Source organism: Pseudomonas sp. UM16 (genome assembly GCF_050312595.1).
In the GTDB taxonomy this organism is placed as follows: domain Bacteria; phylum Pseudomonadota; class Gammaproteobacteria; order Pseudomonadales; family Pseudomonadaceae; genus Aquipseudomonas.
This window is the reverse complement of sequence record NZ_JBNPJT010000006.1, coordinates 228,265-239,018: the sequence shown is the minus strand read 5'-3', so window position 1 is coordinate 239,018 and position 10,754 is coordinate 228,265. Positions and strand designations below refer to the sequence as shown.

The 10,754-nt window shown below is 58.2% G+C and carries 9 protein-coding genes; 7 read left to right on the top strand and 2 right to left on the bottom strand.

What is annotated here, in order from left to right; genetic code table 11:
• The first annotated feature begins 36 nt into the window (after window positions 1–36).
• From ACQRAX_RS09390 to ACQRAX_RS09380, 3 genes are all read left to right on the top strand, one after another.
• A complete protein-coding gene (locus ACQRAX_RS09390; RefSeq protein WP_412039953.1) occupies window positions 37–447 on the top strand; it encodes a YkgJ family cysteine cluster protein in 411 nt (136 codons plus the stop codon).
• Window positions 448–566: 119 nt separating this feature from the next.
• Window positions 567–818 (top strand): helix-turn-helix domain-containing protein, encoded by a 252-nt coding sequence (locus ACQRAX_RS09385; protein ID WP_412039954.1) that lies wholly within the window; start codon window positions 567–569, stop codon window positions 816–818.
• Entirely contained in the window at window positions 815–2,023 is a 1,209-nt protein-coding gene (locus ACQRAX_RS09380) for a type II toxin-antitoxin system HipA family toxin (protein WP_412039955.1), read from the top strand. The genes ACQRAX_RS09385 and ACQRAX_RS09380 overlap by 4 nt, the downstream gene beginning before the upstream one ends.
• A 108-nt stretch (window positions 2,024–2,131) precedes the next feature.
• On the opposite strand, the gene typA is transcribed toward ACQRAX_RS09380, so the two are convergent.
• Both typA and thiI read right to left on the bottom strand, forming a co-directional pair.
• Window positions 2,132–3,952 (bottom strand): translational GTPase TypA, encoded by a 1,821-nt coding sequence (gene typA / locus ACQRAX_RS09375; RefSeq protein ID WP_412039956.1) that lies wholly within the window; start codon window positions 3,950–3,952, stop codon window positions 2,132–2,134.
• Between the two features lie 128 nt (window positions 3,953–4,080).
• A complete protein-coding gene (gene thiI, locus ACQRAX_RS09370; RefSeq protein WP_412039957.1) occupies window positions 4,081–5,535 on the bottom strand; it encodes a tRNA uracil 4-sulfurtransferase ThiI in 1,455 nt (484 codons plus the stop codon).
• A 332-nt stretch (window positions 5,536–5,867) separates the two neighbouring features.
• Here thiI and glnA point away from each other — a divergent pair, with 332 nt between their 5' ends.
• The 4 genes from glnA (at window position 5,868) to ntrC (ending at window position 10,749) form a co-directional block, all read left to right on the top strand.
• A complete protein-coding gene (gene glnA / locus ACQRAX_RS09365; protein WP_028943976.1) occupies window positions 5,868–7,274 on the top strand; it encodes a glutamate--ammonia ligase in 1,407 nt (468 codons plus the stop codon).
• Window positions 7,275–7,425: 151 nt separating this feature from the next.
• Window positions 7,426–7,974 (top strand): chorismate mutase, encoded by a 549-nt coding sequence (locus tag ACQRAX_RS09360; protein ID WP_412039958.1) that lies wholly within the window; start codon window positions 7,426–7,428, stop codon window positions 7,972–7,974.
• A 256-nt stretch (window positions 7,975–8,230) separates the two neighbouring features.
• On the top strand, window positions 8,231–9,316 hold the full coding sequence (gene glnL / locus ACQRAX_RS09355; RefSeq protein ID WP_412039959.1) for a nitrogen regulation protein NR(II): 1,086 nt from the start codon (window positions 8,231–8,233) through the stop codon (window positions 9,314–9,316).
• Window positions 9,313–10,749, top strand: a complete 1,437-nt coding sequence (gene ntrC, locus ACQRAX_RS09350) for a nitrogen regulation protein NR(I) (protein WP_412039960.1) — start codon at window positions 9,313–9,315, stop codon at window positions 10,747–10,749. The genes glnL and ntrC overlap by 4 nt, the downstream gene beginning before the upstream one ends.
• Window positions 10,750–10,754: the final 5 nt, after the last annotated feature.

Below are 10,754 nucleotides of genomic sequence, written 5' to 3'. Positions count from 1 at the left end.
TCGCGCGCCCACTAGAACATCTAAAACCTGAGCCCGATGAAACCGACCCTGATCGCTGCCGCCGAAGTTGACCGCCTGGAGACCTGGCAGAAATACCAAAGCCATATGTGCGGAGGCTGCAACTCGACCTGCTGCACCTTGCCGACGGAAGTGAAAATCAAAGACCTGATCCGCATGGGCGTGGTGGACGAGTTCGAGATGGGAGAGCCGCCGAAGAACATTGCCAAGCGTTTGCAGAAGGACGGGATCATCCAGCGATTCAACCAGAAGTCGGGGATTTTCACCCTGGCACAGATGAGCAATGACGATTGCCTGTACCTGGATCGCAAGAGCCGCATGTGCACCATTTATGAAAAGCGTCCGGACACCTGCCGCAATCACCCACGGATCGGCCCGCGACCAGGATACTGCGCGTATATCCCCAAGCCTGCAGCGCGTTCGCGCTGACGCCCAGTCAGCTGATGCTCGACTAACCGTGCAATGCTGAGATAAGCCCGCCAGCAATTGACCACCACGCAATGTTATGCTTACCTTACATTTATCTATAAATGTTATTGGTACGTAACATGGAAAACACGCTGATCTCCCAACGAGTTGGCCGCAGCATCGAGCAGATGAGGAAGAACCGAGGCCTGACCAAGGTCCAGTTGGCAGAACGTACTGGCATCACCCGCCAAAAACTCAGCGAAATAGAGCAGGGCTCCAGCACGGTAGCGATGTCATTTTATTGCCGGGTACTGAATGCCCTAGGCTGTGAGCTGGAAGTCGTGCCAAAAGCGATGCCAACGCTGGATGAGCTTGGGGACCTGTTCCGGTGAGCGCAATAGACGAGCTGCTGGTTTCAACTGCTCAAGGCATCAGCGGCCAGATTTTTCAGAGCCCAGACTCCGACTACGTGTTTCGCTACAGCACGGCCACTTCGGCGTCCATCGCGGTGAGCATGACCATGCCACCGCGCCGCGAAGAGTACCGTTCTCGGGAATTGCATCCAATTTTTCAGATGAACCTTCCCGAAGGCTATGTGCTGGAGCAACTGCGAAACCGATTAGCCAAAGTGACAACGGTCAATCCCATGCTGTTGCTGGCCATTTCCGGGAAAAACTCGCCTATCGGCCGTGTGTTTGTTACGGCGCCTGAAGTCGACCGCTTGCTGGAACAACAGGCGAGTAGCTACAAAGGTGAACGGCTCACTGAAATACTTGCCTGGGACGGTGCGGAAGATATTTTCAACGAGCTTGTTCATCGTTATATCCTGCGCTCCGGCATCTCGGGCGTGCAGCCTAAAGTGCTGGTACCTGAACGGCTCGAGGCATCCGCCAAAGCCACAGCAACCACCGCCGATCTGATCGTCAAAAGTGGCAAAGGGGCGTTTCCTCACCTAGCGATCAACGAATACTTGTGCATGTCAATTGCCAGTGCTGCTGGGATAACCACTCCAGAGTTCTATCTGTCCAAAGACAAACGCATGTTCGTCATGCGCCGCTTTGATCGTGACGCGCATTTGAACCCGCTCGGCTTTGAAGACATGGCTGTACTCATGGGGCTGGGCACCGCCAGCAAATACAGTAAAAGCTACGAACATATCGCCAAGGCCATCGAAGTATTTGCAGCCCCCTTGAAGCAGCTGGAAAGCCTTCAGGCCCTTTTCGATATGGTCGCTTTGAGTTGCATCGTGGGCAACGGTGATGCACACCTGAAAAACTTTGGCCTGCTGTACAGCACGCCTTATGCCAATGATGCCGTTCTCGCACCGGCGTACGACATCGTCAACACCACTGCCTACCTACCCACAGATACTCTGGCACTGGATCTAAATGGCCAGAAATCTATCTTTGCATCGCGCTTGGCCATTCTCGACTTCGCCAAGCGTTGCCACGTGAGTGATCCACGAAGCAGGATCCAGGAGATTCTGCAGGCCGTCGAAGGCACGTTGCTTCATCATCGAGAACTGGTGGAGCAAGCACCTGAGATTGCTGCCGCCATACGCGTCAGCGCTTTACCGTTCGAGGAGTCGTTTGGTTAGACCACGCTCAGCCCAGTTGCCCAAGCCTGCGAGCCGGCGGGTACACAACACAAACAAAAACGCCCCCGGTCTTTCGACCGGGGGCGTTTTCATTCAGCCTGAACTAACTCAGTTCTTGGCTTTCTTGGCAGCGCGGGTACGCTCGCCTTCGTCGAGGATCTTCTTACGCAGACGGATCGACTTAGGAGTCACTTCGCACAGCTCGTCGTCCTGGATGAATTCCAGGGCCTGTTCCAGGGTGAAGCGAACAGGTGGAACCAGAGCGATGGTTTCGTCTTTACCCGAAGCACGCATGTTGTCGAGCTTCTTGCCCTTGGTAGGGTTGACGCCCAGGTCGTTGTCACGGCTGTTCAGACCAACGATCTGACCGTTGTAGATCTCCTGACCGTGCTCAACAAACAGCTTGCCGCGAGCCTGCAGGGTTTCCAGCGAGTAGGTCAGGGCCTTACCGGTTTCAACCGATACCAGTACACCGTTCTGACGGCCGGACATGTGGCCGGACTTCATCGGCGCGTAGCGGTCGAAGATCGAGGTCAGGATGCCTGCACCGTTGGTCAGGGTCAGGAACTGGTTACGGAAACCGATCAGACCACGGGCTGGAATGTTGTATTCCAGACGTACACGGCCCTTGCCATCCGGAACCATGTTGGTCAGGTCGCCTTTACGCAGACCCATTTCTTCCATGACCTTGCCCTGCGAATCTTCAGGGATGTCGATGGTGACGTTTTCGAACGGCTCGTTCTTGACGCCATCGACTTCACGGATGATCACTTCCGGACGACCAACACCCATTTCGAAGCCTTCGCGACGCATGGTTTCGATCAGTACCGACAGGTGCAGCTCACCACGGCCGGAGACCTTGAACTTGTCAGCCGAGTCGCCTTCTTCAACGCGCAGTGCAACGTTGTACAGCAGCTCTTTGTCCAGACGCTCTTTGATGTTACGGCTGGTGACGAACTTGCCTTCTTTACCGCAGAACGGCGAGTCGTTGACCTGGAAGGTCATCGAAACGGTTGGTTCGTCAACGGTCAGCGGCTTCATCGCTTCGACTGCGTCCGGGGAGCACAGGGTGTCGGAGATGAACAGCTCGTCGAAACCGCTGATGCAGACGATGTCGCCAGCCAAGGCTTCTTCAACGTCAATACGGTGCAGACCGTGGTGACCCATCAGCTTCAAGATACGGCCGTTGCGCTTCTTGCCGTTGACGTCGATAGCGACAACCGGGGTGTTCGGCTTGACGCGACCACGAGCGATACGGCCAACGCCGATTACACCCAGGAAGCTGTTGTAGTCCAGTGCCGAGATTTGCATCTGGAACGGACCTTCACGGTCAACAGCTGGCGCTGGTACGTTGTCGATGATCGACTGGTACAGCGGGGTCATGTCTTCGGCCATTTCGGTGTGGTCCAGACCGGCAATGCCGTTCAGGGCCGAGGCGTAGACGACTTTGAAGTCCAGCTGTTCTTCGGTGGCACCGAGGTTGTCGAACAGATCGAAGATCTGGTCCAGAACCCAGTCAGGACGCGCGCCCGGACGGTCAACCTTGTTGATGACCACGATTGGACGCAGGCCGGCTTCGAAAGCCTTCTTGGTCACGAAACGGGTTTGCGGCATAGGGCCGTCTTGGGCGTCGACCAGCAGCAGCACCGAGTCAACCATCGACATTACACGCTCAACCTCGCCACCGAAGTCGGCGTGGCCGGGGGTGTCGACGATGTTGATGTGGTAGCCGTTCCAGTTGATGGCGGTGTTTTTCGCCAGAATGGTAATACCGCGCTCTTTTTCCTGGTCGTTGGAGTCCATGACGCGCTCGTCGTTGAGCTCGTTACGCTCCAGAGTGCCGGACTGACGCAGGAGTTTGTCGACCAGAGTGGTTTTACCATGGTCAACGTGGGCGATGATGGCGATGTTACGCAGATTTTCGATCACGTGTGTATCTCGATCAGAGGATTCGGGTTGCCGCCCAGTCTAGGCGGCGAATATGAATGAATGGCGCTCAACGGGCCCGCAGGTCGGGAGGGCGATGGCGGATGCTCCCGCCATACAACCCCGGCGTTTTATGTCGGACGATAAACGCGCACATTGGCATGTCCCTCACTGAGCAAATGATGGGCATGCAGGCGACTCATCACACCCTTGTCGCAATACAGCAAGTACTGGCGCGTGGCGTCCAGTTCCTTGAAGCGACTGTTCAGGGCGTAGAACGGCAAGGCCTTGACCTCGATGCCGTCCAGTTCCAGGGGCTGGTCTTCCTGGGCATCAGGGTGACGAATATCAATCACCACCTGCCCGGCCAGCGCCTGGCTGACTTCTTCGATCTGAATATCCTGACCAAGTTCATCGATCACATTGTCGATGGACACCAGGCGAGCACGCTCCAGAGCGCGCTCGAGCACAGCCATGTCGAACTGCTTCTCTTCATGGTCAACACGATGACGTTTGGCGCAGGTGGTCGGGTTCACCGAGATCACGCCGCAGTACTCAGGCATGTGTTTGGCGAACTCGGCGGTACCAATTTGGTTAGCCTGGTCGATGATGTCCTGCTTGTGGCTGGCCAGCAGCGGACGCAGTACCAGCTTCTCCGTGGCCGAATCGATCACTGCCAGGTTCGGCAGGGTCTGGCTGGAAACCTGGGAGATCGCCTCGCCGGTTACCAGCGCGTCGATCTCCAGGCGGTCAGCAATATTGGTCGCAGCGCGCAGCATCATGCGCTTGAGGGTCACGCCCATATAGCTGTTGTCGACCTTGCCGAGAATCTCGCCCACCACTTCTTCGAACGGCACGCTGACGAACAGTACGCGCTGGCTGCTGCCGTATTTCTTCCACAGGAAGTGGGCGACTTCCATCACCCCCAGCTCGTGGGCACGACCGCCCAGGTTGAAGAAGCAGAAGTGGGTCATCAGGCCGCGACGCATCATCTGGTAGGCCGCCACGGTGGAGTCGAAGCCACCAGACATCAGCACCAGGGTCTGCTCCAGCGTGCCCAGCGGGTAGCCGCCGATGCCCTTGTGCTGGTTGTGAATCACATACAGCAGCTTGTCACGCACCTCGATGCGCACCTCGACCTCGGGGGTGCGCAGGTCGATACCGGAGGCGCCGCACTGCTGGCGCAGCTGGCTGCCGACATAACGGTCGACGTCCATCGAGGTAAAGTCGTGGTGGCCGCCGCGCTTGCAACGCACCGCAAAGCGCTTGCCGACCAGCAGGTGGCCGAAGTGGGTCTTGCACTTGGCGACGATATCGTCAAAGTCGCCCAGCGGGTACTCGTCGACCTGCAGGAAGTGGGCGATGCCCGGCATGCAGGTCAGACGCTCGATCATCTCGCGCAGGACTTTCTCGTCCTCGATGCGGGTGACCACCTCGAGGTTGTCCCAGACACCGTCAACCGCGAGCGCAGGATCGAGGTCCTTGAGCACGGTACGGATGTTGCGGCCCAGTTGACGAATGAAGCGTTTGCGAACCGGGCGGCTCTTGATGGTGATCTCTGGGAAGACTTTTACGATTAGTTTCATTGAAAACAGCGCGCGCAATGCCGACTAAAAAAGTGGGGCGCGGATTATAGCGGAAATTGCTCAAGGTTTAACCAATTAATCTACAGAAGGTTTGCCGCGCACCAAAATGAGGCGTCGCGACTGATTTGCGCCTCTTAAGAGTGCAGGAAAGCCGTAGGTTTTCCGCTAAATACGGCTGGAATGCGTAGAAATCGGGCAAGAAATCCAAACCGGGGCACTGGCATGCAATTTGCTCCCTTGTGAGGCAGGTTGCCTTGGCCGACTATTCGCGCCCGGCATCACCCAAATTCAAGGGCTGCACAGGCAAGCTCTACCCCACCCCGGAGGACACTATGTCGAAGTCGGTTCAACTCATCAAAGATCATGACGTTAAATGGATTGATCTGCGCTTCACGGACACCAAAGGCATTCAACATCACGTGACCATGCCGTCGCGTGACGCCCTGGATGAAGACTTCTTCGAAGCCGGCAAAATGTTCGACGGTTCCTCCATCGCTGGCTGGAAAGGCATCGAAGCCTCCGACATGATCCTGATGCCGGACGACTCCTCTGCCGTACTCGACCCGTTCACCGAAGAGCCGACCCTGATCCTGGTCTGCGACATCATCGAACCTTCGACCATGCAAGGCTACGACCGCGACCCACGCGCCATCGCCCGCCGCGCCGAAGAGTACCTGAAGACCACCGGTATCGGTGACACCGTATTCGTCGGCCCAGAGCCTGAGTTCTTCATCTTCGACGAAGTGAAGTTCAAGTCCGACATCTCCGGCTCGATGTTCAAGATCTACTCCGAGCAAGGCTCGTGGATGTCCGATCAGGACGTCGAAGGCGGCAACAAAGGCCACCGTCCAGGCGTCAAAGGTGGCTACTTCCCAGTTCCGCCGTTCGACCACGACCACGAAATCCGTACTGCCATGTGCAACGCCATGGAAGAAATGGGCCTGGTCATCGAAGTACACCACCACGAAGTGGCAACTGCCGGCCAGAACGAAATCGGCGTGCAGTTCAACACCCTGGTGAAAAAGGCTGACGAAGTTCAGACCCTGAAGTACTGCGTACACAACGTTGCCGACGCCTACGGCCGCACCGCTACCTTCATGCCTAAGCCACTGTACGGCGACAATGGCTCGGGTATGCACGTGCACATGTCCATCTCCAAAGATGGCAAGAACACCTTCTCCGGCGAAGGCTATGCCGGCCTGTCCGACACTGCCCTGTACTTCATCGGCGGTATCATCAAGCACGGTAAGGCCCTGAACGGTTTCACCAACCCGGCGACCAACTCCTACAAGCGTCTGGTACCAGGCTTCGAAGCACCGGTAATGCTGGCCTACTCGGCTCGTAACCGTTCCGCTTCGATCCGTATTCCTTACGTTTCCAGCCCGAAAGCCCGCCGTATCGAAGCGCGCTTCCCGGACCCGGCGGCCAACCCATACCTGTGCTTCGCGGCACTGATGATGGCCGGTCTGGATGGTATCCAGAACAAGATCCACCCAGGCGACGCCGCCGACAAGAACCTGTACGACCTGCCGCCTGAAGAGGCGAAAGAGATCCCACAGGTGTGCGGCAGCCTCAAAGAAGCCCTGGAAGAACTGGACAAGGGCCGCGCGTTCCTGACCAAGGGCGGCGTGTTCTCCGACGACTTCATCGATGCCTACATCGCCCTGAAGAGCGAAGAAGAAATCAAGGTCCGCACCTTCGTACACCCACTGGAATACGAGCTGTACTACAGCTGCTAAGCCAGTGACGCCTGCGCAAGCGGCGTAACGCGACAAACAGAGGCCTCCTTCGGGAGGCCTTTGGCTTTTCTGCCATCTGCATGCGTATCAACCGACAGGTAAAAACAACGAATCACGGCACACTGTTTTTTTCTCTTGTGGATACCTTGCTATGCGCGCACCTCTGATTGCCTTGCTGCTAACCCCCCTGCTCCTCAGCCAAGGCTGCACATCGCCCCCTCCGCCCACCAACCCCCTGCAGCATTTGCTCGACAGTGTCGAACAACGCCTGGACATCGCCGAAGCCGTTGCCCTGAACAAATGGGACTCCGGCCAGCCAGTACAGGCTACCGAGCGCGAGCAACAGGTGATTGCCAACGCCCAAACCCAGGCCATGCGCTTTGGCCTCGACGAACAACGCGTCGGGGTGTTTTTTGCCGACCAGATCGAAGCCAACAAATTGCTCCAGTACAGCGCACTTTCACGCTGGCATGCGGCGGGCAGCGCACCGCAAACGCCGCGTGTCGATCTGGCAACGCAATTACGCCCGCAACTGGACCGCCTGCAACGCGCACTGCTCAGTGAGCTAGCTTCGTTCGACCGCAAGCGCCCCGAACCTTGCCCAGCAGTATTGGCTCAAGCCATCGACCAGCGCGCACTGGGCCCAATACGCACACTGGCCTTGATCCGCGCCACCGCCCATTTGTGCTCTGCAAGGTAATTCTTCCTCTATGCTCTATATTGGTGCACGCGACAGCGTGCACCTGAGCAAATCAACCCATTTTGGTTCAAGCAAACCGCCGGATCAGGGCTTTACAGCCATATTTAGCGCATATTCAGGTCTTTATCCGGCCGATCCGCTTCTTTTCGGAGCCTTGGTTTGTTTTTTGCATTTTCTTGTTACCAGCAGACAACCAGCGCCCGCGACCCTGGCACAACCGGGGTCGTCATGAGCCAAAAGAGGTCACCGACGCCCCATGACCATCAGCGATGCCCTGCACCGACTGCTACTGGACAACCTGACCACCGCCACCATTCTGCTCAACGCCGAACTGCGCCTTGAGTACATGAACCCGGCCGCGGAAATGCTCCTGGCCATCAGCGGTCAGCGTAGCCATGGGCAATTCATCAGCGAGCTGTTCACCGAATCGCCAGAAGCGCTCAATTCCCTGCGCCAGGCGGTGGAGCAAGCACACCCGTTCACCAAGCGCGAGGCGCAGCTGACCTCGCTGACCGGCCAGACCCAGACCGTCGACTACGCGGTAACGCCGATCCTCAGTGGCGGGCGGACCTTGTTGCTGCTTGAAGTCCACCCCCGCGACCGGCTTCTGCGCATCACCAAAGAAGAAGCCCAGCTTTCCAAGCAAGAAACCACCAAGTTGCTGGTGCGCGGCCTGGCCCACGAGATCAAAAATCCGCTGGGCGGCATTCGCGGCGCCGCACAGCTGCTGTCCCGGGAGCTACCCGAGGAAGGCCTCAAGGATTACACCAATGTGATCATTGAAGAGGCTGACCGCCTGCGTAACCTGGTTGATCGCATGCTTGGCTCGAACAAACTGCCATCACTGGCGATGACCAACATCCATGAAGTCCTCGAGCGTGTCTGCAGCCTGGTCGAGGCCGAAAGCCAGGGCGGCATCACCCTGGCGCGTGATTACGATCCGAGTCTGCCGGACGTATTGATCGACCGCGAACAGATGATTCAGGCGGTCCTCAACATCGTGCGCAACGCCATGCAAGCCATCAGCGGCCAGAACGAGCTGCGCCTGGGGCGCATCAGCTTGCGCACCCGGGCCATGCGCCAGTTCACCATTGGCCATACCCGCCATCGCCTGGTGGCCAAGGTCGAGATCATCGACAACGGCCCGGGCATTCCCGCCGAACTACAGGAAACCATCTTCTATCCCATGGTCAGCGGTCGTCCGGACGGTACCGGACTGGGCCTGGCCATTACCCAGAACATCATCAGCCAGCACCAGGGTCTGATCGAATGTGACAGCCATCCAGGCCACACCACTTTCTCGATCTTCCTGCCTCTGGAACAAGGAGCCACCGCCTCATGAGCCGTAGTGAAACTGTCTGGATCGTCGACGATGATCGTTCCATCCGCTGGGTCCTGGAAAAAGCCCTGCAACAAGAAGGCATGACCACCCAGAGCTTCGACAGCGCCGACGGGGTCATGAGCCGCCTGACCCGGCAACAGCCGGATGTGATTATTTCCGATATCCGCATGCCCGGTGCCAGTGGCCTGGACCTGCTGGCGCAGATCCGCGAGCAGCACCCACGCCTGCCGGTGATCATCATGACTGCCCACTCCGATCTCGACAGTGCGGTGGCGTCCTATCAAGGCGGGGCATTCGAGTACCTGCCCAAGCCGTTCGATGTCGATGAAGCGGTGTCGCTGGTCAAACGCGCCAATCAGCATGCCCAGGAGCAACAAGGCCTGGACATCGCCCCAAGCCTGACCCGTACTCCGGAAATCATCGGCGAAGCGCCGGCCATGCAGGAGGTGTTCCGCGCCATCGGTCGCCTCAGCCACTCCAACATCACCGTGTTGATCAACGGCGAGTCAGGCACCGGTAAAGAGTTGGTCGCCCATGCCTTGCACCGCCACAGCCCGCGAGCAGCTTCACCCTTCATTGCCCTGAACATGGCGGCGATTCCCAAGGACTTGATGGAGTCCGAGCTGTTCGGTCACGAAAAAGGCGCGTTCACCGGCGCTGCCAACCTGCGTCGCGGCCGCTTCGAGCAGGCCGATGGCGGCACCTTGTTCCTTGACGAGATCGGCGATATGCCGGCCGACACCCAGACCCGTCTGCTGCGCGTACTGGCGGATGGTGAGTTCTATCGGGTTGGCGGCCATGTACCGGTAAAGGTCGACGTGCGCATCATTGCCGCCACCCACCAGAACCTGGAAACCCTGGTGCAGGCTGGCAAGTTCCGTGAAGACCTGTTCCACCGCCTCAACGTGATCCGCATCCATATCCCGCGCCTGGCCGACCGCCGCGAAGATATCCCGACCCTGGCACGGCACTTCCTTGGCCGTGCCGCTCAGGAGCTGGCGGTTGAGCCGAAACTACTCAAGGCTGAAACCGAAGAGTTCATGCGCAATTTGCCGTGGCCGGGTAACGTGCGCCAGCTGGAAAATACTTGCCGCTGGATCACCGTGATGGCCTCGGGGCGGGAAGTACACATCGGCGACCTGCCGCCAGAACTGCTCAATCTGCCTCAAGACACCGCGCCGGTGACGAACTGGGAGCAGGCGCTACGCCAATGGGCTGACCAGGCGCTGTCCCGTGGCCAGACCAACCTGCTCGACAGTGCGGTACCAAGCTTCGAGCGGATCATGATCGAAACCGCCCTCAAACACACTGCAGGCCGGCGTCGCGACGCCGCCGTCTTGCTTGGTTGGGGGCGCAACACCCTGACGCGCAAGATCAAGGAGTTGGGAATGAAAGTCGACGGTGGCGACGAGGACGGTGACGACGAGGCTTGAGCTTC

Excerpts from the sequence above, each read along its gene's own strand:
- ACQRAX_RS09390 (WP_412039953.1), top strand. The coding sequence starts at position 37 with ATGAAACCGACCCTGATCGCTGCCGCCGAAGTTGACCGCCTGGAGACC.
- ACQRAX_RS09385 (WP_412039954.1), top strand. The coding sequence starts at position 567 with ATGGAAAACACGCTGATCTCCCAACGAGTTGGCCGCAGCATCGAGCAG.
- thiI (WP_412039957.1), bottom strand. The coding sequence starts at position 5,535 with ATGAAACTAATCGTAAAAGTCTTCCCAGAGATCACCATCAAGAGCCGC.
- glnA (WP_028943976.1), top strand. The coding sequence starts at position 5,868 with ATGTCGAAGTCGGTTCAACTCATCAAAGATCATGACGTTAAATGGATT.
- ACQRAX_RS09360 (WP_412039958.1), top strand. The coding sequence starts at position 7,426 with ATGCGCGCACCTCTGATTGCCTTGCTGCTAACCCCCCTGCTCCTCAGC.
- glnL (WP_412039959.1), top strand. The coding sequence starts at position 8,231 with ATGACCATCAGCGATGCCCTGCACCGACTGCTACTGGACAACCTGACC.
- ntrC (WP_412039960.1), top strand. The coding sequence starts at position 9,313 with ATGAGCCGTAGTGAAACTGTCTGGATCGTCGACGATGATCGTTCCATC.